Origin of the sequence: Shewanella sp. AS16 (genome assembly GCF_021412365.1) — a bacterium.
GTDB lineage: Bacteria > Pseudomonadota > Gammaproteobacteria > Enterobacterales > Shewanellaceae > Shewanella > Shewanella salipaludis.
Map to the genome: position 1 here is coordinate 598,241 of NZ_JAKCLK010000001.1, position 25,892 is coordinate 624,132.

The following is a 25,892-nucleotide window of genomic DNA, read 5'->3' on the forward strand; positions in this document are numbered from 1 at the left end:
TGTTAATGGACCTTCAGGTTCAGGTCCAGGCTCAGGTCCAGATACAGGTCCAAGCTCAAGTTCAGGCCCAAGTTCAGATACTGGGGCGCTGCGCATCGCTGTTCTGCTCGGCGACGAGGCGGAACTCATGAGCGCATCCAGCCCCCTGGCGGATTTGGAATGGGTGTACCTAACCCATGAGCACCTACCCCAGGAGCGCCTGTCTCAAGAGCAACAGTCTCAGGAGCCGCTGACGCAACTGCTGGATCTGGCCGCCGAGCTCCTTTCCCAAGGCAAGCCGGTGGCATTATCCGCCAATAACAGCGACGAAAGTCTGCGCCTGTACCTGCTGGATGGCCTCGACGCCGCCAGGCGTCACCTGCATGTGCATGGCTATCTTGCGGGCTGGGCCTCGGTTGATGCGAGCCAGGACACACAAACCACACAGGCTCAGGCCATAGCCCTGGCCCGGGCCAAGCGCAGTGCCGCCCAGGCACAGCTGCACAATAGCGTCGCCAATACCCCATGGGATGAGTTCGACGCCCTCTATCGCGCCGTCCAGGCCCTGGCCCGGCGCAGCTTGGCGCCGCTGACACAAAGGAATCTGGCGCCGCTGACATCGGCCGACGGCACGGCTGCCAGGGCAGAAGCCGGTTACTGGTTCAGCCGCCAGCATCAGGCCAGGGTGCTCTGCCTCAACCTCAAGCGCCTAAAGCTGACAGCCAACACGGGTAACACAGTGCAGTCTGTGGTCCTCACCCAGGGCAGCAAACTGGCGCCAGCCAGGCCGCTGCTGGATGAGAGCCGCCTGTTTATCCCCCTGAGCGGCAGCACCAGCCTAGAGCTGCAGACACGCCTCGGTGCGCTGAAAACCCATCTCGATGCGTGCAAGGCCGAGACAGATGGACTGACGTCCCTGATGGCCAAGTGCCTGCAGGACTATGATCCCAAAGCGCCGCTGGCACTGGTGCTGATGGCGCAGTCCGGCACGGCACTGGCACAGGAAGTCCTTGCCATGCAGGCGGCGCTGGCGGCAAATTCAGTCCAATTCAAGACCCCGGCCGGCAGCTGCTTTTGCGCCCGCCCCTTGGGGGATGCAGGCCTGACCTTGGTCTATCCAGGGGTCGGCACAGTCTATGCCAACATGTTCAGTGGCTTACCCGAATATTTCCCCGACTTGTACGCCGGGCTGGAACGTGAAGGCGATCTCGGCGCCATGCTGCAAGCGGCCAGTCTCTATCATGGGGATCCCGAGACGGCCGCCGCCAATACGGCGAAGATGAGCCTCAGCCAACAGGCTATCGCCGGGGTCGGCGCCAGCTATCTGTTCACCAAGCTGCTTACCCGGGAGTTCAAGCTGCGCCCCAGATTTGCCCTGGGTTACTCCATGGGCGAGGCCGCCATGTGGGCCAGCCTGGGCGTGTGGCAAGCGCCCCACAAGCTCATAGAGGCAACAGAAAACAGCAGTATCTTCAATCGCGCCATCTCAGGCGAGCTGACGGCGGTGCGCCGCGCCTGGCAGCTGAGCCATGACGAGCCCATAACCTGGAACAGTTTCCTGGTGCGCGCCGATGTCGCCGGCTTAAATGCGCTGCGCGCCGCCCTGCCCGCCTTCCCCCGGGCGTATCTGGCGATCACCCAGGGAGACAGCTGCGTGCTTGCCGGTTGCGAGGCCAGCTGCCGGGCGCTGCTGGCACTCCTTGGCAAGCGCGGCATAGCCGCCAATCGCGTCACCGCCATGCACACCCCGCCCGCCGTGGCGGTTCACGGCGAGCTGCTGGACTTCTACACCCTTGCCCTTAAACCAGAGGCATTGGAGTCAGAAGCGGCGGGCATAGGCTTCATCAGCGCGGCCCAGGCCGGGCCGGTACGGTTAGACAGCCAACACATAGCCAGCTCGATAGCCGATACCTTCTGTGGGCCGCTGGACTTCGGCGCCCTCATCCACAGGGCCCACGAGCTGGGCGCCAGGCTGTTTGTCGAGGTGGGCGCCGATCGCCAGACCAGTACCCTGATAGACAAGATATTGAAACAAGACGGCGAGCGCCCGGCACTGGCGCTCGCCGGCAACGCCAAGGGCGCAGACACAGCCACCAGCCTGCTCAAGTGTCTGGCCCAGCTCATCAGCCACAGGGTGTCGCTGTCGCTCGCGCCCCTGCTGGCCGGGTTAACCCAAGACACCAGCCTGGACACTAGAGCAGGCACCAGCTCAGACAGCAGAGCAGACACGAACAACTACCAAGCGGCATTTTCCACCCAGAACCCGGCCGCAGCGCCAACCCCATCAGCAGAAGGAGAACCCCTTTGAGTTCTCAAGATACACCACAAGCCCAAACGGCTTCTAAAACAGCCACTAACATTGCCCCTGTACCGGCTCAAAAAATAGCTATCGTCGGCCTGGCGGCCCAGTATCCGGATGCAGATAGCCCAGAGGCCTTCTGGCAGAACCTGCTGGACAAGAAAGACTCCCGCAGCCGGATAGATGCAGCCAAGCTCAAGGCAGAACCTGAGGATTACCAAGGCGTACAGGGCCAGTCGGACAGATTCTATTGCGACAGGGGCGGTTACATCCGAGGCTTCAACTTCGATGCATCGGGTTATCTTTTGCCAAAGGAAGATTTTGCCTGTCTCGACGAGAGCTTCCTCTGGGCACTGGATTGCAGCCGCAAGGCGCTCCTCGATGCCGGCGTCAGCCTGAATGACGCCGTACTGGCGCGCACCGGCGTAGTGATGGGCACCCTGTCCTTCCCGACGGCCAGCTCCAACGAGCTGTTCCTGCCCCTGTACCACAGGACAGTGGAGAAGGCGCTGCAGACCAAGCTGGGCCGAAACGACTTTCGTCTGACGCCATTCGACGACGCCATATCATCACAGCCGGTGCCATCTCAGCCTGGTCCCGAAACACACAAGAGCCACAGCGCCAATGGCGCTGTGTCCCATACCGCCTCCGCCCTGGTGGCCGATGCCCTGGGCCTGGGCGCGGCCCAGCTGAGCCTGGATGCGGCCTGCGCCAGCTCTGTCTATGCGTTGAAACTTGCCTGTGACTATTTGAGCACGGGCAAGGCGGATCTCATGCTGGCGGGCGCCGTCTCGGGCGCGGATCCCTTCTTCATCAACATGGGCTTCTCGATCTTTCACGCCTACCCGGATCACGGCATCTCGGCGCCCTTCGACGGCCACAGCAAGGGGCTGTTCGCCGGTGAAGGCGCAGGGGTCTTGGTGCTAAAACGCCTCGAGGATGCCGAGCGCGACGGCGACAACATCTACGCCTTGGTCTCAGGCATAGGCCTGTCCAACGACGGCAAGGGCCAGTTCGTGCTGAGCCCCAACAGCAAGGGCCAGGTACAGGCCTTCGAGCGCGCCTTCGAGGCCGCCAACACGGCGCCTGCCGCCATAGAAGTGATCGAGTGCCACGCCACGGGCACGCCGCTGGGGGACAAGGTGGAGCTGAGCTCCATGGAGCGCTTCTTCGAGGACAAGCTCGATGGCAGTGCCGCGCCCCTGATAGGCTCGGCCAAGTCCAACCTGGGGCACCTGCTGACCGCCGCCGGCATGCCGGGGATCATGAAGATGATCTTCGCCATGGACTCTGGCCGCCTGCCCCCCAGCATCAATCTGGCGGCGCCCATCTCCTCGCCCAAGAGCCTGTTCGGCGCCGGCAATATCCCCACAGAGCTGCGCGCCTGGCCGGATAAGCCGGGCAACGATCGCCGCCATGCCGGGGTATCAGTGTTCGGCTTCGGCGGCTGCAACGCCCACCTCTTGCTTGAGTCCTATGCCCAGGACAAGACAAGAGTTGCTGACAAGACAAACGCCGCAGAGCGTGTCGAGGCTTCACAAGACCAGGACAAGCGACTTGCCCCGACGCCGCTGAGCATCACAGGAGTCGCGGCCCATTTCGGACCACTGGCCTCGGTCAATGCCCTGAATACGACGATTCAGGCGAAGGGGAATGCCTTCATTCCCCTGCCGCCGGCGCGCTGGAAGGGCCTGGATCAGCATGCGGACATACTGGCGGACTTTGGCCTCAAAGGCGTACCCGATGGCGCCTACATACAAGATTTCGATTTCGACTTCCTGCGCTTCAAGGTGCCGCCCAACGAAGATGACAGGCTGATCTCCCAGCAACTCTTGCTGATCAAGGTCGCCGACGAGGCGATACGCGACGCCGGGCTCACCCCGGGCGGCAAGGTAGCCGTGCTGGTCGCCATGGAAACCGAGCTGGAGCTGCATCAGTTCCGCGGCCGGGTGAACCTGCATACCCAGCTGGCCGAGAGCCTGAAGCGCCAGGGCATAGACCTGAGTCGGGATGAATATCTGGCGCTGGAACAGCTCGCCATGGACAGCGTGCTCGATGCCGCCAAGCTTAATCAGTACACCAGCTTCATAGGCAACATAATGGCGTCGCGCATCGCCTCATTGTGGGACTTCAACGGCCCGGCCTTCACCATCTCCGCCGCCGAACAGTCGGTGGCCCGCTGTATCGATGTGGCCCAGAACCTGCTGTCCCGGGAAGAGCTGGATGCCGTGGTGGTCGCCGCGGTGGACTTGAGCGGCAGCGCCGAACAGGTGATCCTCAAGAATGGCATACTCCCGGTTGCTCTTGAATCTGGGGCCCTTAAGTCTGAGGCCCTTATACCAGAAGCCCTTGAGCCAGGGAATAATGCGTATCTTGGCTGGAAGCCGGGCGAAGGCGCAGGTGCCCTGGTGCTGCAAAGTCGCAGAACGAGCGATGACGGCTATGCCAGGCTCCATGGGCCCGTATTTGGCCGGAGCAGCGATGCCGCACGCCTGTGCGATCGCCTGCTGAGCCAGACTCGTATCCATAGTGACTCTGTGCAGTTGCTCGAAACCAACCTCGCCCTCGAAGATATGCCTGGGGCGCAGGCGAACCTGGCCGGGCTCTTGCCGGCTGTGGCTGCGCGCAGCAGCGCCAGCGATCTGCTGGGCCACAGCTTCGCCGCCTCAGGCATGGCGAGCCTGCTGCATGCCCTGCTCAGGCTGCAGGGCGCCGCCTCGCCAGGGCAGAGACAGGCCGAGCAACATGCCCTGGTCGCTACCCTCTGCCAGGGCAAGTGCTCCCAGCTGCTGCTGGGACAGACGAGCGCCCAACAATACGGCTTGCAACAGCGCTTGGCGCAGGACCTCACTCTGGCCGAGCAGAAACACCTGATAAAGCGGGTGACCCTGGGCGGGCGCGACATCTATCGCCACATCATCGACAGCCGGCTGCCAGAACTGGACGCCATACAGGCAAAGGCCATGGAGGCGAGCGCCATGCAGTCAAGCAGCATAGAGACGAGAGCCCAGGCGGTCGTGAACCCAGCATCCCAGCCAGCTCCCCAAACAAGCATTAACCCGAGTATTCAAATGAATGATCCCGTCGACGCCGAATTTCTTCGCAACCAGCAACTGGCACGGGAGGCCCATGGCGCCTTCCTCGAGAGCCGCGCCGCAGGCCTGAGGCTCGCCGATGCGCTGCTCAAGGCGCAGCTGGCGACAGAGTCGGGCCAGACCCAGCCCCAAACACAAGCACAGGCACAGCAGCCAGTGCCCAAGCTGCAAACGCCCGTGCAGCAGCAAGCGCCAGTGCAACAGCAACAAACGCCTGTGCAGCAAGTGCCGGAAAACAAGCCCTGCATCTGGAACTACCAAGATCTGGTGGAATACGCTGAGGGCGATATCGCCAAGGTATTCGGCCCGGATTATGCCATAATCGACGGCTACAGGCGCAGGGTGCGGCTGCCGACCACAGACTATCTGCTGGTGTCGCGGGTGACCAAGCTGGACGCGACCATCAACCAGTATCGCCCCAGTACCATGACAACAGAATACGACATCCCCGTCGATGCACCCTATCTGGTGGACGGCCAGATCCCCTGGGCGGTGGCGGTGGAGTCGGGCCAGTGCGATCTCATGCTGATAAGCTACTTGGGGATAGATTTTGAGAACAAGGGCGAGCGCGTCTATCGCTTGCTCGACTGCACTCTCACCTTCCTCGGTGACTTGCCAAGGGGCGGCGACACCCTGAGATACGACATCAGCATTAATCACTTCGCCCGCAACGGCGATACCTTGCTGTTCTTCTTCTCCTACGAGTGCTTCGTCGGCGACCAGCTGATCCTCAAGATGGACGGCGGCTGCGCCGGTTTCTTCACCGATCAGGAACTCTCGGACGGCAAGGGCGTCATCCGCACCGAGGCGGAAATCAGGGAGCGCGAGCTGGCCTTGGCCAACCCAGACAAGCCGCGCTTCGCGCCGCTGCTGCATTGCCCACAGACAAGCTTCGACTATGGCCAAATCCACCGCCTGCTCGGCGCCGATATCGGCGGCTGCTTTGGCGGTGCCCACGCGGCGCATCAGGCGCGTCATGGCATGCAGCCATCCTTATGTTTCGCCTCGGAAAAGTTTTTGATGATCGAAGCCGTCAGCAATCTTGAGGTGAACGGCGGCGCCTGGGGCCTTGGCTATCTCGAGGGCCATAAGCGCCTCGAGCCGGATCACTGGTACTTCCCCTGCCACTTCAAGGGGGATCAGGTGATGGCCGGCTCCCTGATGGCCGAAGGCTGCGGCCAACTGCTGCAATTCTTCATGCTGTACTTAGGCATGCATACAGGCGGGGGCATGCATACAGGCGGGGGCATGCATACAGGCGGGGGCATGCATACAGGCGGGGGCATGCATACAGGCGGGGGCATGCATACAGGCGGGGGCATGCACCTTGGGGTTAAAAACGGGCGTTTCCAGCCCCTTGAAAATGCCGCCCAGAAGGTGCGCTGCCGCGGCCAGGTGTTGCCCCAGTCTGCTACCCTGACCTACCGCATGGAAGTCACAGAAATCGGCATGAGCCCGAGGCCCTACGCCAAGGCCAATATCGACATCTTGCTCAACGGCAAGGTGGTGGTGGACTTCCAGAACCTGGGGGTGATGATAAAGGAAGAGGCCGAGTGTACCCGCTACGGCGCCACGAACGACCTGCCAGGCATCACAAGTGAAAGCGCGCCTCTCATGGCGCCTCTTATGGTTCAGCAGCCCGACCTGAATGCGCCCACCAACAAGGGCGTGGTGCCGCTCAAACATGTGCCGGCCCCTGTGGCGGCGCCTGGCTCCAGGTTCGCCAATCGCACCCCGGATACCCTGCCCTTCACCCCCTATCATATGTTCGAGTTCGCCACCGGCGACATAGAGAACTGCTTCGGGCCGGATTTTGCCATCTACCGTGGCCTCATTCCGCCGCGCACTCCCTGCGGCGACTTGCAGCTGACCACACGCGTTATCGCCATCGAGGGCAAGCGCGGCGAGCTGAAACAACCTGCGCGCTGCATCGCCGAATACGAAGTGCCGGTGGACGCCTGGTACTATAAAGGCAACAGTCATCCAGGAATGATGCCCTACTCTGTGCTGATGGAGATCTCATTGCAGCCCAACGGCTTCATCTCGGGTTACATGGGCACCACCCTGGGCTTCCCCGGCCAGGAGCTGTTCTTCCGCAACCTCGACGGCAAGGGTGAACTGCTGCGCCATGTGGACCTGCGCGGCAAGACCATAGTCAACGACTCGCGGCTGCTGTCGACAGTCATCGCCGGCAGCAACATCATCCAGAACTTCAGCTTCGAGCTCAGCACGGATGGCGAGCCCTTCTATCGCGGCACCGCCGTGTTCGGCTACTTCAAGGGCGAGGCGCTGCAGAACCAGCTGGGGATAGACAATGGCAAAATTACCCAGCCCTGGCACAGGGAAAACGCCATAGCGCCGGACCTGGTCCTGGATCTGCTCGACAAGCAAGGCCGCAGCTTCAGGGCGCCGCCCGGCAAGCCCCACTATCGCCTGGCGGGCGGCCGGCTCAACTTCATCGACAGCGCCGAGATAGTGACCCAGGGCGGCAAGGCGGGCTTGGGCTACCTGTACGCCGAGCGCTGCATAGATCCCAGCGACTGGTTCTTCCAGTTCCATTTCCATCAGGATCCCGTGATGCCTGGCTCCCTGGGGGTCGAGGCCATAATAGAGCTGATGCAGAGCCATGCCATAGCAGAGGATCTGGGCGCAGGTTTCAGCAATCCCAAGTTCGGCCAGAACTTGTCCGACATAAAATGGAAGTACCGTGGCCAGATCAGCCCCTTAAACAAGCAGATGTCGCTGGATGTGCATATCACCCGCATAGAAGATATTGACGGCAGGCGCATCATCACAGGCGACGCCAACCTGAGCAAAGACGGCCTGAGGATCTATGAAGTGAAAAACATCGCCATCTGCATCGAAGAGGCAAATTGAAAAACCAACAATGACCCGGGTCGTTGGTAAGAAACGGTTTTAGGAGGATTGACGGTAAGGCGGAGCAAAATGTCTATGACAAGGTCGGGGTTCGTTCCAGACAACCCCGACATTCCCGCCCTCCATGGCGGTCAGCGTCATGGCCAAGCCTATTGGGACATATTCACGGCGTTTTTGCGCAGCCTCCCGTCAATCCGGCACAATGAATTGAATACACTATTCAGTCATTTTTACGAATAGTATTAAATGCGAACGCATTGCATGAGAGAACTTAAAATAGATGAAAAATCAAACCATCAATGACGAGAGACTCAGCCCCTGGCCTTGGCAGGTAAAGGAAGCCGATATCAGCTTCGATACCGAGAGTCTCGCCAGGAAGCTCAAGGATCTGACCCAGGCCTGCTTCCTGGTAAACCACAGCGACCAAGGCTTGGGCATAGCCCAGCAGGCCGAGGTGGTCGGCATGCAGGCCCCCGACGACTCTGACCTGAACCCGAGCCTGCATCCTGTCAGCGCCTTCGCCCCGGCGCTCGGTACCCAGAGCCTGGGTGACAGCAATTTTCGCCGGGTTCACGGGGTCAAATACGCCTACTACGCCGGCGCCATGGCCAACGGCATAGCATCGGAAGAACTGGTGATCGCCCTCGGTCGGGCGGGGATTCTGTGCTCCTTCGGCGCCGCCGGCCTCATCCCCTCCAGAGTCGAAGCTGCCATCAGCCGCATACAGCAGGCGCTGCCGAACGGCCCCTATGCCTTCAACCTCATCCACAGCCCGAGCGAGCCGGCGCTGGAGCGTGGCAGCGTCGAGCTGTTTTTGAAACACCAGGTGCGCACGGTCGAGGCCTCGGCCTTCCTGGGGCTCACGCCGCAGATAGTCTATTACCGCGCCGCCGGCCTCTCCCGGGATGAGCATGGCGAAGTCCTGATAGCCAACAAGGTGATCGCCAAGGTGAGCCGCACCGAGGTGGCCACCAAGTTCATGGAACCTGCGCCGCTTAAGATCCTCCAGCAGCTGCATGGCGAGGGCCTCATCAGCGAGGAGCAGATGGCGCTGGCACAATTGGTGCCCATGGCCGACGACATCACAGCCGAGGCCGACTCGGGCGGTCACACAGACAACCGCCCGCTGGTGACCCTGCTGCCGACCATGTTGGCGCTCAGGGACGAGATCCAGGCCAAGTACCAATACAAGACCCCAATACGCGTCGGTGCCGGCGGCGGCGTCGGCACCCCGGATGCGGCGCTCGCCACCTTCAACATGGGCGCGGCCTACATAGTCACAGGCTCGATAAACCAGGCCTGTGTCGAGGCGGGTGCCAGCGAGCACACCCGCAAGCTGCTCGCCACCACTGAGATGGCCGATGTCACCATGGCCCCGGCCGCCGACATGTTCGAGATGGGGGTGAAATTACAGGTGGTCAAGCGCGGCACCCTGTTCCCCATGCGCGCCAACAAGCTGTATGAGATCTACAGCCGTTATGACTCCATAGAGGCGATTCCGGCAGAGGAACGCAAGAAGCTGGAAGAACAGGTATTCCGCGCGTCGCTCGATGACATCTGGGCCGGCACTGTGGCCCATTTCAACGAGCGGGATCCCAAGCAGATAGAAAGAGCCCTGGATAACCCCAAGCGCAAGATGGCGCTGATCTTCCGCTGGTACCTGGGGCTATCGAGCCGCTGGTCGAACACGGGCGAAGTCGGCCGCGAGATGGATTACCAGATCTGGGCAGGCCCGGCGCTCGGTGCCTTCAACGCCTGGGCCAAGGGCAGCTACCTGGACGATTATCGCGCGCGCAGCGCAGTGGATCTCGCCAAACACCTGATGATGGGCGCCGCCTACCAGGCACGCATCAATCTCCTGCTGTCACAGGGCGCCAGCATTCCCGTCAGCTTGCAGAGATGGAAACCCCTCGGCCGCTGCTGAACATCCGCTTGGTTCACAAAGGCGCTGCGCTGAGTCCTGAGCATACCGACTTGCCGAAAATGTCCTGCGGGAAAGGGCAAGCACTAAGGTGACACGCTGCCAGTACATCCTTGTAAGCTCGTCCGTGACGTCCCTGTCACGGGCGGTCACCCACGTGCCAGCCCTTGCCCATAATGGGCCAGCTTAGCTTGCCAAGGCGCTGCGGCGCCTTTTTGCAATACGCCTCTTGTGGCGCGCTTCTATCCCGTGAGAAATAACAAGCTTTGCCGTCAAGGGGACGATGCAGCTACTGCTGCGAGACGCCGTGGATCCTTCCCTGGAGGCTCAACCAAAACATCCCTGTTTTGGATGCCCGCAGCCGCACCTGTGCCAGGGATCCTGTTTCTTCGGGCCGTTAATGGGCCTATTGTGGCGCGCATCTGCTCATTGAGAAAAACAGGCTTTATTGCCAAACGGTGCAGCTACTGCTGCGAGACGCCGTAAATCCTTCCCTGGAGGCTCAACCAAAACCTCCCTGTTTTGGATGCCAGCAGCCGCAGCTGCACCTGTGCCAGGGATCCCGTTTCTTCGAACCAGTAAGTGTTCATGACATGCTGATTACCTTGAATAACAATCAGAATACCAGTAAGTTAGCAAGGCTTTAGCTTTACAGCCCGTATTGGCAGGTACTGAGTTAACAGGCGCGGCTGCGCTTGATAACACTCATGCACGCTTTGCTGGAAAAGCTATCCAGCCAATATGTTGTAAGAGAATGAGATTAAAAGGGAAGCCAGCGCACACTTTGCACTGGTCTGAGAAGAAAAACGCGCATGCGCGTTATACAAATATTAGGTTCCAAGAGCCGGAGATCGTGTCATGATAGAAATGATCTTTCAGTACATATACGAATTCAAGTTTGAGATCGTCTACAAGCTATTAAATTCACAGTTCATGTCCTCGGTTATTGGCACCTTGACCGGTGCTTTTGCTGGCGCATATGCAGCTCATAAAATTGGAATGGGTGCAAAAAGAAGAGAGCTACTTGAGGCACAGATGCGCTATACCAATGTTGCTACCTCTTCAGCCTTTTTGACCTGTAATACGGTTCTTGGATTAAAGAGTCAACACATACAATCCATGTACACGAGTTACATCTTTGAAAAGGATAACTTTGAAACAGCGTTAAGGAATCCTCCAGCTAGTGAGCCAATTCATTTTGAAATGGATCTCAAGGTGTTACATATGCCTTTCGTTCCATTTGATGATGTTTCAGGCATTATACAAGGTCAAGTTAATGTAAGAGGACGATCTCTAGCTTTAGTGTCAACCATCAAAAATTCACTTACTTCCCTCAGCGAGGGTTTGGAGTATAGGAATAGATTAATTGATCAGCTCAAGACAAAATTTCAGGGACTTCAAGAAGAACATAAGCTCAAGATCTACTTTGGCTTGCCGTTGCCAGATGGAAACATTCATCAAGAGTATTCAGATACTCTACCGGCGATATATCAATATATAGACGACGTAATATTCTTTTCCTCTTTGTTATGTTCCGATCTGGTCGAGCATGGAGAAAAAATCCGAGCTCAGTATCGAAAGGAGTTTGGGCGGCATCTGGAGAAAACCACATCCCCTAATTTTAAGACTGAGAAAGCTGATAAACTTATGCCAGATGCAAAAGACTATGAGGACTGGTTGAATATGTTCCAAGAGCTCCCCCAAGAGCAACCATGGTTCAAACGAGTATGGCTCCTAACAAGGCTCTTCAGTTGATTCGAAAAAAGCGACGCTCATATTGTCGCCCCACTTTTGATCCCACCTGAGCTTAATCGTTAAGTTGATTAGAGAAATATCATGAATCTCAATTACTTTGAAATATTTTAAGATCTAAAAATGGGGCTTATCGATCAAAATCCAGCTTCGACTACTGATATAACATCAAATATCAAGGAGTATTTTTCAAGAAAGTTTCAAGATTATACTGTCTTACCTAACGACAATAGCGGCGAATACCTACTGGATGTAATGGTTACCAATTTCACTCCACTAAATATTATTGAGAGTGATCGCAGTAGCTTAAGCATTACACTAGACTCAATCGAAAACCATATAGCTGTCGAGTCTGAACTGGGAGGTTCAGGTGGATCATCAGCATATGGCGTCCAAAAGAATGTGGTTGAGGATTTTGTAAAGCTCTTATTGGTAAATGCCAAATACAAAATAATGATATTTACGTCATTGCCCTTTGCTGGCGAGAGAAATCATGTTTCAAATCGGGTTGGCAATCTTAGAGAAATCTATTTAAAAGTATGCCAAAATGATCAAGGCGTGTTGCTCGTTCATCTGCCAGGAACGCAGACTAGCTCAACTCAAGTTCAGGCATCTGTTCATGGAATATCTGGATTTATCATATCTGGAAATGGTGAGCATGTAGGCCAGATTGCAACTTAACAAGGCGCTGCTATCGGATAAATTTTTCGTTGCGCTCCAAATCTGCCGCAGAGCGCGGCGTTAGTATTATAGGAATAGTATAATGAAATATATTTGCTTTTTTGCTCTATTGCTTTCTTCAGTAGCGAATGCGCGATTTGCGAGCATTCCGATAGATAGAGCCATTGAAAAATCTGATGCAATAGCAATAGCAATAGTAGAAGTGGTAAGCAGTAAACCACACTACTGGCAGAGTCCCAGAGGAAAATCGGTTTGTGGTCATACGGTTGAAGTTGAAGTTCAGCATCTACTTAAAGGAAAGTATGGGCATCGGCTGGTTTTGGCGAGCCAAGCGGATTTGTTTCCAGGATTAACATTATTAGCCTTTATAGACTCATATAAAGGCGACTTCCCGAATGATGTTAATATGAAGTACGAAGATTATTTTAAAGAGGCAAAAGACAGCTGTTTGGCTACTTTACCTATCTTGAAGCTAGACCCCTTAACAACCTCCCAAGTTAGTTTTGATGGCAACATCATTTTTCCTCATAGTCTCTTAACCTTTTCAGATGAATTGCCGATTAACAAAATTACAGTAAGTAAAATTGAGCTAAATGGCAACGAAATTGATTTGTGGGATCCGAAAGTGCCTGATGCCGTAAGGATGCAGCTTCCTTACGGAGAACATGGCTCAATCAGATATATACAAAAAGATGTTTTGATTAAATACATAACCAAAGATTAACAAGTGACTGCGGCATTCAGTCAATTGTTTTTAAACTGCAACTCTTCATTGAGTCCTTTTCATTGAGATCCAGGGGAAAGGTCACACTTTCCATCCAGCGCCCCTGTCCCGTCGATGGCGGCATGTTGTAATCATATCTATGCTGCAGGCTTCCCGAGGGGCCGGTAATACGGGATCCGGGCAGTAGCGGATGAACAGCCAAACACAGTGAAGCGGCGCTCATTCCCATTGCAGTCCTGGATATTGCTTTTACGAAACCATTAGCCCTATATCAGGGTTTAAAAATGGAAGCATGCTTGATGTATGGCCTGATTCTGCTCTTATTTATTAGGCTGAGCCGGGACCGAATTGACAGAGTCAGGTCAGTAGGTGCGGGTGCGATTTTGGCCTTCGAAAACAGGAACGTTTTCGTAGAGCCCACAGGGAAGTGCTCGTGGCGTGCCAAAAAGAGCACCCGCGCCTGTCCCACACACTTCCCAGATAATCTCCCCACACGTTTTAATACTTCCTCTCCCAGGCACTTTCCATCCCTGACACTTTCCATCCCAGCTTCCATCCAGCGCCCCTGTCCCGTCGATGGCGGCATGTTGTAATCATATCTATGCTGCAGGCTTCCCGAGGGGGGCCGGTAATTCAAGGAGCCGGGCAGAAGCAGATGAACAGTACAACACAGTGAAGCGGCGCTCGTTCCCAGCTCATTCCCCATTCATTCCCATTGCAATCCTGGATATTGCTTTTGCGAAACCCTTAGCCCTATATCATTGTTTAAAAATGGAAAGCATGCTAGATGTATGACTGTTTGAATGGAATGGCTGCCTATGGATCCCATACTCCTGCTCATCATATTCTCTATCCTGATAGTGATTGCCTTTGACTTCACCAATGGCATGCACGATGCGTCGAATATGATAGCGACGCTGGTGGCCTCCAGGGCGATGACACCGGTCCAGTCGTTATTGTTGGTGGGAGGATTTACCTTTCTCGGTCCTATCCTCGGGGGCACTGCGGTCGCCGATACCATAGGCGGATTTGTCGATCTTGGCAGTCTCAAAGCCTTGGACTCTGTTACCCTGGTCAGCTGCGGCATGCTGGCCGCCATCGCCTGGAATCTGCTGACCTGGCGAGTCGGACTGCCTTCTTCCTCCTCACATGCACTGGTCGGTGGCCTGATAGGCGCCGTGCTCATGGGCGCCAGTGCGAGTGATATCAGCTGGGGCCTGGTGGAACTCGGCCAGGGCCGTCTGGTCGGGGTCAGCAAAATACTCCTGACACTCCTGACATCGCCGCTGATAGGTTTCATTGCCGGCTTTGTGTTGCATAAACTGATGCGCTTCATGCTGCGCGCAGCCAAACCCAGTGCCAATCAAACACTGCGACGGGCGCAGTGGGTCACAGCCGCGGCACTGGCATTCGCCCATGGCACCAACGACGCCCAAAAAGGCATGGGCATCATCACCCTGATGTTGGTGCTCGGGGGTATGCTGGGCGAGTTCGCCGTCCCCTTTTGGGTCATAGTGGTGAGCGCCACCAGTATCACTGTGGGCACCCTGCTGGGAGGATGGCGGATTGTGCGCACAGTCGGTTTCGGCATTTACAAGCTCGGCCCACTGCATGGCTTCGATGCCCAGCTGGCATCCTCGACTGTCATCTTCGGCGCATCCCTTTTTGGCGGGCCCGTCTCTACCACCCATGTGGTCAGCACCGCCATCATGGGTGTCGGGGCCTCAGAACATCCGCGCGCCGTCAGGTGGTCCAAGGCTGAGGAAATACTCATCGCCTGGGTGGCGACCATTCCCTGCACTGCGCTGTTTGGCGTGGCAATTTACGGACTCTTCACCTTGGTCCGCCCCCTAATATGAACAACAGGAGAGCTTTATGACGAACGAAGAACGCCCTTCTTTCCTCAAGCAACTGGTTGCCAGGATAGTGCCGACAACGACAGACTTTTTTGCCCTGCTCGTGGAGCAGTGCGCCAATGCAGCCCAATGTACCGGGTCCCTGGTCAGCTATATGGAAACGGGCGATGAGAGGTATGCGAACCAGACCAAGGTTCTGGAACACGAGGGCGATCGTCTGAAGGAGCGCAATCTGGAGTCGCTGCATCGCGCTTTCTCCACCCCCATAGACAGGGAGGATATCTTTCGGGCCGTCACCAGCATAGATGCGGTGCTCAACTACGCCAAGTCGACCGTGAGTGAAATGTATCTCCTCGGCCTGCCGCCGGATCCCCATACCCTGGCGATGGCGCAACTCCTGGATGAAGGCACCAATGCCTTACTCTCGGGTTTTAACGCCTTACAGAAAGATCCGGAAAAGGCGAGCCAGGAAGCGGAACGGGCGCGAAAAACCGAGCGCAAAACGGAAAACATCTATCGCACCGCGTTGACCGAACTCTTCGATGCCGAGCATTATCTGGCACATCAGACGGCGGCACATCGCCTGGATGCCAACACCCTGGAGGTGCTGCTCGAGCCGCTTGATCCGGCGGAGCGCGAAGCCGTCGCCAGCAGTGTCGCCTTCGTGGTGGAAATCATGAAACGCCGCGAGATCTACCGCCACATGTCCAATGCGGCAGATAGGGTGGCGCTGGCGGGGGAAACCCTGCGCGATATAGTGGTCAAGATCACCTGAAATGCCAGCCCGGCCTATGCCGCTGGATTTTTATACCTACAGGCCGGGGGCTGAAGCCTGCATTGCCTGGCCCCTGAAGCACTAACCCCTGAAGCACTGACTCCCGAAGCACGGCCCCTGGAGCACGGACGCCTTGCAACAATAAGCACCTGAGAATAAATGCTTTTTTCACCATACAGGAAATCCAGGCATTATTCTTCGCATTAAAGAGGTAATATACCGTCTGACATGGGAAGCAATGCAGCTTGTTGGAACTTGGGTTTTGGGTGACAGTAAATAGCGCCAGCGCCCGCACCACAGCAGTACCAGCACCAACAAGTAAGCCATTGGATGACAGCAGTTATCTCTTTATCCCTAAACGATAGCCTGAGGAGTTTGGATCGTGAATACCGCCGACCTGCTGTGGGGAATATTATTCAGTGCCATAGGTTTTGGCTTCTTCCTCTACGGACGTAAGCAGCAACGCCTCATTCCCCTGGTCTGCGGCCTGGGCCTGATGCTTTATCCCTATTTCGTGACCGGCACCCTCTTGTTGGTCGGGATAGGAGTCGTGTTGACGGCCCTGCCCTACTTTGTTCGGGTGTAACCTGGCTCCCGTCGCCAGGGGTGGACGCCTGTCTATGGCGGCCAGGAGCGACTATCTGTTCAGAGCGGCTATCTGACCAGAGCGACTTACTGTTATAATGTGCGCTCTGCTGTCGGCGTCGACAGCCTTCCTTGAAGCCATACCCACACTCAATACCTAAAGCCGTATTGACACCCGTATCGAAACCAGAGTACCAGAGACCACTAATGCCATTCTCCAAACTTGGATTAAGCGCTCCTATCGTCAGCGCCGTCACAGAACTGGGTTACACCAGTCCCACGCCAATTCAGGCCCAGGCCATTCCCGTCATTCTGAAGGGCAAGAACCTGTTAGCGGCGGCGCAGACGGGCACGGGCAAGACGGCAAGCTTCGTGTTGCCCATATTGGAGAGGTTCAAAGACGCCCCCAAGATCCGGGCCAAACGCATTCGCGCCCTGATCTTGGTCCCGACCCGGGAACTGGCACTCCAGGTCGAGGAGAACATCGCCCTCTACGGCAAGCACCTGCCGCTGACCTCTATGGCCATGTATGGCGGCGTCGACTCAGGGCCGCAGAAGCAGCGCCTGATCCAGGGGGTCGACATTCTGGTGGCCACCCCCGGCAGGCTGCTGGACATGTATACCCAAAGAGCGCTGCATTTCGATGAGCTGAGCCTGCTGGTGCTCGACGAGGCAGATCGCATGCTCGACATGGGCTTCATCGAAGACATCAACAAGATCATCGAGCGCCTGCCCAAAGACAGGCAGAACCTCTTGTTCTCGGCCACCCTGTCGAAGCAGGTACGCTTCCTGGCCAAGACGGCCGTGGCACACCCGGTAGAAATCAGCATAGCGCCGGACAGCGCGACCACGCCGCAGATAGATCAGTGGCTGACCACTGTCGACAAGGATAAGAAATCGGCGCTGCTCAGCCACCTGATTAACGAGCATGGCTGGCAGCAGGCGCTGATCTTCATTCAGACGAAACAGGGGGCGGCCAAGTTGGTGAGCCAGCTGGAGAAACGCGGCATCAAGGCCGAGGCCATTCACAGCGGCAGGAGCCAGGCGGTACGCGAACAATTGCTGGTCGACTTCAAGTCGGGGGCGCTCGCCTTCATGGTGGCGACCGGCGTTGCGGCCCGCGGCATAGACATAGACGCCCTCACCAGAGTGGTCAATTATGATCTGCCGGACGAAGCCGATGACTATATTCACCGCATAGGCCGCACCGGCCGTGCCGGCGCCAGCGGCGAAGCCGTCTCCTTCGTCTCCAAGGATGACTTCAGGAACCTCTGCGCCATAGAGAGCCGCTTGGGCCAGCTTATCAGCCGCAGGGAAATAGAGGGTTTCGCCCCCAAGAAAGCCGTGCCTGTGTCCATTTTGAACTTTGTGCCCAAAAATAAACCTGCCCCCAAGAGAGCGCTAACGCCCCAGACCAAAGCCGCCGGGCCAAAGGCCGGCCGGCCCTTGAGGCGCGAGCCTGGCCATGTCAGTCCCGAAAAAGGAACCGACAAGCGCGTCGCCGGCAGTGCCGAAAAAGTACCTTTCAATCCCTGGACCAGCGGCCCGAGAAGCAAGCAATAGCCAGTCGCCTTGGTCACCAACGAAGAAGCAAACATCATGATTATTTTCACCACCAACTTAGGCGATATCGGCATAGAACTCGACATGGAGCGGGCGCCGGTCAGCGCGAAAAACTTCCTGCGCTACTGCCGGGAAGGCTTCTATGAAGGCACTATTTTTCATCGCGTGATCCCCGGGTTCATGATCCAGGGCGGCGGGCTCAGCGCCAAGATGAGAGAGAAACCGACCCATGAGCCGATAGTCAACGAAGCCAACAAGGGCCTGAAAAACACCCTGGGCAGCCTCGCCATGGCGCGCACCGATGCCCCCCACTCGGCCACGGCGCAGTTCTTCATCAATGTTGCCGATAACGACTTCCTGGATCACAGCGCCACCACCAACGCCGGCTGGGGCTATGCCGTGTTCGGGAAAGTGACGACGGGCATGGAGATAGTCCAGCAGATCGCAAACGTGAAGACAGGCACAATAGCAGGCCATGAAGACGTCCCTATGGATCCCATAGTCATAGAGAAAGTGACCATCAACCTCTGATGGCTCAGGTGCCGCCGGGGCACAGGCAGAGCCATGGCGGCTACTCGGCGGTTATCCCATGTTCAGACACGGCCAGCGTCAGGGTTTTCGCGACGCTTGGGGTATCGGCCATGGCCTCTTGTGGTCCCCGGTCGCGGTAATGCACCGACAGCCGATAGGGCGCAATGAAAGGCACCGCCGGCTCGATACTGTCGAGCAAGATACGATCGCCGATAAAGACACTGCCCAGATGTGCCACAGTCGCCTCCCGGGTATTGAGGTGAAACATCCCCAGATACCAGAAGCTGCCCGAGCCTTGGCCGGTCACGACAAAGGGCGCGACAAAGGCCATGCCTTGGCCCTCTGCCTGGCCCTCAGCCTGTGTGGGGACCGGCGCTAAGTTAAGCGGCGTAATCTTAAGGTAATCCAGCAGCACACTGCCTCTCGCCTCGGCATCGCGGTAATCCGCTGTCGCATAGTCGGCCCCGCCTCTGTGCTCTAAGTGGCTCAAGGGCACAGATAAGCCGCTGTCGGGCAAGCGAATGCTGAACGCCTTTGGGGTCTGCAGGCTGAAGAGCTTCAGCATCACAGGGTCCGGGCCTTGCCTGATGAGCTGCGCCTGACTCCCTGGGTTTGCCTCCGAGCCGGCGTCATCCAAGGGCACCACCCGGCCATCCTCAAGCTCAAGATAGAGATCGTCATGGGTGAAATTGAAGCGATAGATACCCGCCGCCAATACCCCGAGCAGCAACAAGACGGTCAGCAGCACTAGGCCAACCCCATATTTCACCATGTTATTCATCCCCACTCCTCCAAGCCAGTCCATGACGCCAGCCTCAACCTGTCCAAAACACAAGACTAGCCAAATCGGCCCGGCTCTTGAAGCGGTTTTCTTGCCCCAAGCCAGGTTTCAGCGACTCTGTCAGCCCTGCGTCAGCTTTAGCGGCATTGAGCGGCTGCCGGCTTCCCCGTACCTGGCTCCTCGCTCCTTGCTCCCGGCTCATGACTTCTGGCTCATGGAGCATGGCTTATCTAGGGCGGCTTTTAACACAGGCAATAAAAAATCGCCAATGGCCGCCTCAGCCTGAGCGGCGCCAGAACCCGGGTCTCCTCTGCGGCCATGGCAGGAACAAAGGCCAAAGTGCGCTATTCCCGCAGCGCCCATTGGACCCGCCCCCGGGCGGCACGGGATTGAGCTGCGCCCAGAGCCGGCGCCGGCTCAAGTGTCGCTTGGACGTAAGGTAAATTCAGCATAAACAAGACCTAAGGCGAACCAGGGGGATAAGTAAATTTTTCAATAAAATCCTCTCGCTTTAACAAATGTTGACTAGTCTATTAGGTAAGACTGACTCTTTTCAGTACGCCTTCTCAGACAAAAGGACACTTGTTATGGCGAAAAGCTCGGAGGATCTCCATTCCTCGTCCATGCTCGACATGGACAACCAATCCAGGACACAAGCCCAAGTGCCCGTCAGCCGAATCGATGAACTGACGCCTCAGCTGGATCTGGCCGATCTCTTGCTGCATTACCTGTCGCTGTTGCAGATAGACTTTGTCTTCGGCATTCCCGGCGGCGCCATAGAGCCCATGTACAATGCCCTCGCCCGCAGTGAGCGTCAGGCGGGCCCCAGGGCCATCATAGCCCGCCACGAAACCGGGGCCGTCTTCATGGCCGACGGCTATGCCAGCAGGACGGGGAAACTCGGGGTCTGCTGTGCCACCACAGGCCCTGGGACCACCAACCTGATCACCGGGGTCGCCTCCGCCTACGCCAATCAGATCCCCCTGTTGATCATCACGGCGCAGACCCCCCTGTCCTCCTTCGGCAAGGGGGCCTTTCAGGAGTCCTCCTGCACCGGCATAAACACGGTTGCCATGTTCGAATACTGTACCCGCTACAACACTCTGATCTCCCATCCAGAACAGTTCGAGCGCAAACTGGCGGCCGCGCTGATGAAAGCCTTCGCCTCGCCCCCCGGGCCGGTGCACCTGAGCATCCCCCTGGATGTCTTTCGCAGCCCGGCCCCCATGCGCAATGAAATCTTCGATATCAAGCGCTTACTCCATAAGAAATCCTTGCTCGACCGCGAAGATCTCGACGCGCTGTTCAAGGAGCTGCAACCGGGAAAGAATACCGTCTTCGTGATTGGCGAAGGCGCCAGCGAGGCCATAGGCGCCATACTGACCACGGCACACATGCTCGATGCCATACTGCTGACCACCCCCCACGGCAAGGGGCTGATCAGTCCCTATCATCCGCAGTTTCGCGGTGTGGTCGGTTTTGCCGGCCACCAGAATGCCGTCAACAGCCTGAGAAACGCGCAGCTGGAAAACATCGTCTGTATCGGCACGGCACTGAGCGAATGGGCCAGCAACGGCTGGGACAGCGAGCTGCTGCTCAACCCCAGGCTCATTCATATCGACGAGCAGGAAGCCAACTTTACCTATACCCCCATGGCCAAGCTGCACATTCGTGGCCGCATACTGACCATCTTCGAGCAGCTGTACAAGAAGTTAACCCAGAGCCACGGGGTGCCGCACCTGCCGCACCCTGAGCCCAGCACCCGCGAGCGGCATTTCATGCTGGACAATGAAGCGGCATTCATGGATACCAGCAAGCCGATAAAACCCCAGCGCCTGATGCACGACCTGGCCGAATTGTTTCCCCCTCACACCCGCTACCTGGCCGACACGGGCGCCAGCTTCGCCTGGGCAATCCACTACCTGCACCCTTATGATCGCCGCATGGTCGGCAACAGGGATGCCAGAGGCGGCCTGTTCAGGGCCTGCCTGGAGTTTGCCTCCATGGGTTGGGCCATAGGCTGCGCCGTCGGTGTCGCACTGGCCGCGCCGGCTCAGCCCGTGGTCTGTATCACAGGCGATGGCAGCATGCTGATGAGCGGTCAGGAGCTCACTGTGGCGGTGCAGCATGGTCTGCCGGTCATCTTCGTGGTGCTCAACGACTCGGCACTGGGCATGGTCAAACAGGGTCAAAAACTCAGCCACGCCGAAGCCATAGGCACGGCCTTGCCCCAGGTCGACTTTGCCGCCATGGCGACAGCCATGGGCGCCGCCAGTTATCGAATCGAAACCTCGGAAGCGCTGCATAGACTCCCCATAGAGCAGATTTGCCGGCGCAAGGGCCCAACCCTGCTCGATGTCTACATAGACGTAGATGAAGTCGCCCCCATAGGCGCGCGCATCAAACAACTGTCCCAGGTCGACAAGCCTGCAGACCAAGGGGATGACAGGGAAACCTCCGACCAACCCAAGGAGCTGAAATGAGCGAGCCAACCCCGGCCGAAGCGGCACAGGATGCCGCTTTCGAGCCCATCACCACCGCCATCTGGCATGAGACGGCGGACGAGCAGAATCCTTTCCTGGCCCAGCGCTGTCTATGCGCAGGTTTCGATGTCTTCGAAGATCTGCTGGGCAAGGCCGGCTGGATAGAATACCTCTTCCTCTTATTTCGCCGGCGCCAAGCGACGCCGGCGGAAACCCGGCTGCTCAATGACCTGGCCGTGGCCATAGCCAACCCCGGGCCCAGGGATCACAGCATACAGGCCGCCATGTCGGCCGCCGCCGGCGGCTCGACCCTGGCCTCCTGCCTGATGGCGGCGTTAGCCGTCGGCGCCGGACGGCGCAACGGTGGACGGGAGATCTATGATGCCATGCTGCTGTGGCAGGCATGTCAGAAAGAGCTTTCCCTCTGGGAACCCGGCCTGAAAGAAAAACACTACCTGAGTTATCAGCAGCAACATAATGGTCATGACTTCGATGTCTGGCCCGAGATGGAACAAGCCCCCGGCTTCGCACCCCACGCAGGCGCCTGCGCCCAACCCGTGCTGAGCACACTCGCGCATCTGGCGAAGGTGGCGGCCTCGCTGGGCATGGACACCCACCTCGCCTGGCTGCATGGCCACAGGGAAACGCTGGAGCGCGCCGCCGGGCTGCCGCTGGCCATGACGGGCGTGGTTGCCGCCGCCTTCTGCGATCTGGGCTTCGACTCCCAAGAGGCAGAAATCCTCTACCTCTTGCTGCGTCTTCCCGGCGCCGCGGCCCACAGCATAGAGCAGCATAGGCTCGGCTGGCGGGATTATCCGTTTCACCCCCATGGCATCAAACTCGACATGGACCCACAGGCACAGAGCAAGGAGACAGAATCATGAGCAACCCCTGGCTCCCATGGGAGGAATGCTGGAAAACGGATTTAGGCGCCTGGTTTCCGGGAGAACGCGTGGTGTTTCGCGGCCAGGATCTGTTCGAGGAGTTGCCGGACCTGCCCTGGATGGGACTCCTGCTGTACGGCATCACGGGCAAGATCCCAACGAAAGCGCAAATACGCCTGTTCGACGGCATCTGGGCCCTGGCCGCCAGCTTTCCCGATCCCAGACTCTGGAATAACCGCATAGGCGCCCTGGCCGGCACGGCGCGCAGCACCACCACTTTGGGGGTCGGCGCCGGTGTCGCCGTCTCTGAGGCCGTCATCTACGGCTACCAGCCCTTGATGGGCGCCATGGAATCCCTGTTGGCCATAAAGGCCAGGCTGCAAAACCAGGAGTGCCTGAGCGATATCTTGCAGGATAAATTGTCCCCCCGCCCCCAGGGCTCGCCCAGGCCCGCCAGCGGCAAGAGTCGCTGTGTCGCCCGCTTGCCCGGCTATGGCCGCCCCATAGCCGCCCGCGATGAGCGCATCGCCCCCCTGATGAAGCTGGCAAGGGAGCTGGGCCTGGATCAGGGCCCCATGCTCAAACTGGCATTCGAGATAGAAGCCACACTGGCAGACATGGGCAAGTCGATGCAGATGAATGTGGTCGGGCTCATGGCCGGCTTCAGTGCAGATCAGGGACTCAGCCCCAGGCAACACTACCAGTATGGGGTGCTATGCTTCAGCGCCGGCATCCTGCATTGTGCCGTCGATGCCGCCAAGCACCCACCCGGGGCCTTCTTTCCGCTGCGCTGCAGCAGGATAAGCTACACGGGCCCGGCGGAACGCCGCTGGCAGGTACAGAACGAATAATAACGACCATGGTACAAATGCCTGCATTCAGGGCATTGGGGATAAGGGACTATATGACTCACTCAAGGGGAAAAACACTCGGTCTGGGGCTGATGCTGCTCGGCATGGTTTCGCCTCAGCTACAGGCCAATACCAGCGACGAGGACGAGTTACTGGCGCTCTACGGCGATACCGAGATGATCAGCATAGCCACCGGCAGCCTGCAATCCATCACCAAGGCCCCGGCCGTCGCCACAGTGATCAACGCCGATGACATAAGGCAAATGGGGGCTACCGAGCTGGACCAGGTGCTGGAAACAGTTCCAGGGCTGCATGTGACCCGCAGCGCCCTGGGCTATAACCCCATCTATACCTTTCGCGGCATACGTTCCAACTATAATCCCCAGGTACTGCTGTTGATTAATGGCATCCCCATCAGCAGCTTATACAATGGCGATCGCGGCCTTATCTGGGGCGGCATGCCGGTCAATGCCATAGAAAGGATCGAAGTGATCCGTGGCCCAGGCTCGGCGCTCTATGGCGCCGACGCCTTCGCCGGGGTCATCAACATCATCACCCTCTCCGGCAGTGCCATCACACAAAATGAATTCGGGGTCCGCGCCGGCAGCTATGATACCCAGGATGCCTGGGGCAAGCTGGGGGGCGAGTGGCACGATTTTACCCTGGGCATGATAGTCGAGTTCCATCAAACCGATGGTCAACACGAGTTCATAGGCTCAGATCTGCAGTCGGGGCTGGACGCGCTGGCCGGCACCTCGGCCTCGAATGCCCCCGGCCCAGTAAGCCTGTCCAGGGAGAACCTCGACATACGCCTGGACATAGTCAAAGATAACTGGCAATTAAGGAGCGGGTTACAGCGACGCAGAAATTGGGGCAATGGCGCCGGGGTGGCGGAGGCATTGGATCCCGGCAATCGCTGGAAGAGCGACAGGTTCAACGCAGATCTCACCTACCATAACGCCAACATCTCGGACTTCTGGGATCTGCAGGCCCAGATCAGCTATTTCGATACCAGTAACGAAGCCGAGAATGACATGCACATCTTCCCCGTCGGCAGCGATCTCACCCTCATAGGCTTGGGTGGCGTCTATCCCGAAGGCCTGATAGGCAATCCCGAATCCTTTGAGCGTCACACCAGGGCCAACATCACCGCCTTATATACCAGACTGGAAAAACACCATATCCGCGGTGGCATAGGCTATGTATTCAGCGACTTGTATAAGGTAAGAGAGACGAAAAACTTCGGGCCGGATCCCATCACGGGAGAGCAACTCCCCCCCGGCAGCCCTGTGGTCGACGTGAGCGATACCCCCTATGTCTATCTGCAAGAGGGCAACAGGGAAAATACCTATATCTATCTGCAGGATATATGGCATCTGGCCGATGACTGGGAGTTAACCGCCGGGCTGCGCCACGATGATTACTCAGACTTCGGCGATACCACCAATCCGCGCGTGGCACTGGTATGGTCGAGCAGCCGCAAACTGACGACCAAGCTATTGTACGGCAAGGCCTTCAGGGCCCCTGCCTTCGCCGAAACCCGGGCGATCAACAATCCTGTGGTATTGGGCAACCCGGATCTGGATCCCGAGACCCTCTCCAGCTACGAGCTGGCGTTCGACTATAGAGCCACGGAAAGGCTCAGATTCAGCCTGAACCTGTTCCACTACGACTGGCGCGATATCATCAAGTTTACCGCCGATGCCAGCGGCAATACCAAGACGGCGAATAACGCAGGCAGCCAGACAGGCAAAGGCTTGGAACTGGATCTGGACTGGCGTATCAACGACCTGTGGCAGGTCAAAGCCAATTACGCCTGGCAGGACTCGGTCGATGAGGCAACCGACCGCCGCACCAGCCAGGTACCCGGCAGCCAGGCCTACCTGGCGGCAAACTGGATTCTGAACGACAGGGTGCAACTTCATGGCCAACTCAACTGGGTGATGTCGAGGACGCGGGAAGCCCTGGATACCAGAGACAGCATAGCTGACTATGCGACCCTGGATCTGACACTGAACTACCAGAGCGACAACAATGCCTGGGGAGGCAGCATAATGTTGCGCAACCTGACGGATACGGATGCGCGGGAACCAAGCGATTGGTCGAATCCGGTCGCGGCCATTCCGGACGATCTGCCACTGGAAGGCAGGAATATTTACGCCCAAATTTATTTCAAATTCTAGCCATGATGAAAATGAACGACTCGAGGGAGGCAACACTATCCTCCCTGGAGACGGATATCATTCGATATCCAG

The 25,892-nt window shown here is 57.8% G+C and carries 16 protein-coding genes; 15 read left to right on the plus strand and 1 reads right to left on the minus strand.

Going from position 1 to position 25,892, the window contains the following annotated elements:
* Positions 1-127 precede the first annotated feature (127 nt).
* The 11 genes from LZP73_RS02740 to LZP73_RS02790 all read left to right on the plus strand — a co-directional run bounded on the left by LZP73_RS02740 (position 128) and on the right by LZP73_RS02790 (position 18,638).
* A complete protein-coding gene (locus LZP73_RS02740) occupies positions 128-2,287 on the plus strand; it encodes a PfaB family protein (protein WP_234232947.1) in 2,160 nt (719 codons plus the stop codon).
* The gene (locus LZP73_RS02745) at positions 2,284-8,250 is read left to right on the plus strand and encodes a hotdog fold thioesterase (protein WP_267960044.1); all 5,967 of its coding nucleotides are present in this window, start codon (positions 2,284-2,286) and stop codon (positions 8,248-8,250) included. The genes LZP73_RS02740 and LZP73_RS02745 overlap by 4 nt, the downstream gene beginning before the upstream one ends.
* A gap of 280 nt (positions 8,251-8,530) precedes the next feature.
* Positions 8,531-10,174 (plus strand): eicosapentaenoate synthase subunit PfaD, encoded by a 1,644-nt coding sequence (pfaD, locus tag LZP73_RS02750; RefSeq protein WP_234232949.1) that lies wholly within the window; start codon positions 8,531-8,533, stop codon positions 10,172-10,174.
* 855 nt (positions 10,175-11,029) lie between these two features.
* Positions 11,030-11,926: a hypothetical protein gene (locus LZP73_RS02755; RefSeq protein ID WP_234232950.1), complete on the plus strand. Its 897-nt coding sequence runs from the start codon at positions 11,030-11,032 to the stop codon at positions 11,924-11,926.
* Between the two features lie 120 nt (positions 11,927-12,046).
* The gene (locus tag LZP73_RS02760) at positions 12,047-12,604 is read left to right on the plus strand and encodes a hypothetical protein (RefSeq protein WP_234232951.1); all 558 of its coding nucleotides are present in this window, start codon (positions 12,047-12,049) and stop codon (positions 12,602-12,604) included.
* 82 nt (positions 12,605-12,686) lie between these two features.
* Entirely contained in the window at positions 12,687-13,328 is a 642-nt protein-coding gene (locus tag LZP73_RS02765; protein WP_234232952.1) for a hypothetical protein, read from the plus strand.
* A gap of 803 nt (positions 13,329-14,131) precedes the next feature.
* Positions 14,132-15,187: an inorganic phosphate transporter gene (locus LZP73_RS02770; RefSeq protein WP_234232953.1), complete on the plus strand. Its 1,056-nt coding sequence runs from the start codon at positions 14,132-14,134 to the stop codon at positions 15,185-15,187.
* A 16-nt stretch (positions 15,188-15,203) separates the two neighbouring features.
* Positions 15,204-15,959, plus strand: coding sequence for a DUF47 domain-containing protein (locus LZP73_RS02775; protein ID WP_234232955.1), 756 nt, complete (start codon positions 15,204-15,206; stop codon positions 15,957-15,959).
* Positions 15,960-16,341: 382 nt separating this feature from the next.
* Positions 16,342-16,545, plus strand: a complete 204-nt coding sequence (locus tag LZP73_RS02780) for a hypothetical protein (RefSeq protein ID WP_234232956.1) — start codon at positions 16,342-16,344, stop codon at positions 16,543-16,545.
* A gap of 206 nt (positions 16,546-16,751) precedes the next feature.
* Positions 16,752-18,107 (plus strand): DEAD/DEAH box helicase, encoded by a 1,356-nt coding sequence (locus LZP73_RS02785; protein ID WP_234232957.1) that lies wholly within the window; start codon positions 16,752-16,754, stop codon positions 18,105-18,107.
* 36 nt (positions 18,108-18,143) lie between these two features.
* Positions 18,144-18,638 carry a peptidylprolyl isomerase gene (locus LZP73_RS02790; RefSeq protein WP_234232958.1) on the plus strand — a complete coding sequence of 165 codons (495 nt, stop codon included), beginning with the start codon at positions 18,144-18,146 and terminating at the stop codon, positions 18,636-18,638.
* A 40-nt stretch (positions 18,639-18,678) separates the two neighbouring features.
* On the opposite strand, the gene LZP73_RS02795 is transcribed toward LZP73_RS02790, so the two are convergent.
* The gene (locus LZP73_RS02795; protein ID WP_234232959.1) at positions 18,679-19,419 is read right to left on the minus strand and encodes a hypothetical protein; all 741 of its coding nucleotides are present in this window, start codon (positions 19,417-19,419) and stop codon (positions 18,679-18,681) included.
* 587 nt (positions 19,420-20,006) lie between these two features.
* On the opposite strand from LZP73_RS02795, the gene LZP73_RS02800 reads away from it, so the two are divergent.
* The 4 genes from LZP73_RS02800 to LZP73_RS02815 are packed head-to-tail and all read left to right on the plus strand — an operon-like array spanning position 20,007 to position 25,820.
* Entirely contained in the window at positions 20,007-21,902 is a 1,896-nt protein-coding gene (locus LZP73_RS02800) for a thiamine pyrophosphate-binding protein (protein ID WP_234232960.1), read from the plus strand.
* Entirely contained in the window at positions 21,899-22,786 is an 888-nt protein-coding gene (locus tag LZP73_RS02805; RefSeq protein ID WP_234232961.1) for a hypothetical protein, read from the plus strand. Before LZP73_RS02800 ends, LZP73_RS02805 begins: the two co-directional genes overlap by 4 nt.
* A complete protein-coding gene (locus LZP73_RS02810; RefSeq protein ID WP_234232962.1) occupies positions 22,783-23,637 on the plus strand; it encodes a hypothetical protein in 855 nt (284 codons plus the stop codon). The genes LZP73_RS02805 and LZP73_RS02810 overlap by 4 nt, the downstream gene beginning before the upstream one ends.
* A 53-nt stretch (positions 23,638-23,690) precedes the next feature.
* The gene (locus LZP73_RS02815) at positions 23,691-25,820 is read left to right on the plus strand and encodes a TonB-dependent receptor plug domain-containing protein (protein WP_326490327.1); all 2,130 of its coding nucleotides are present in this window, start codon (positions 23,691-23,693) and stop codon (positions 25,818-25,820) included.
* The last annotated feature ends 72 nt before the right edge of the window (positions 25,821-25,892 follow it).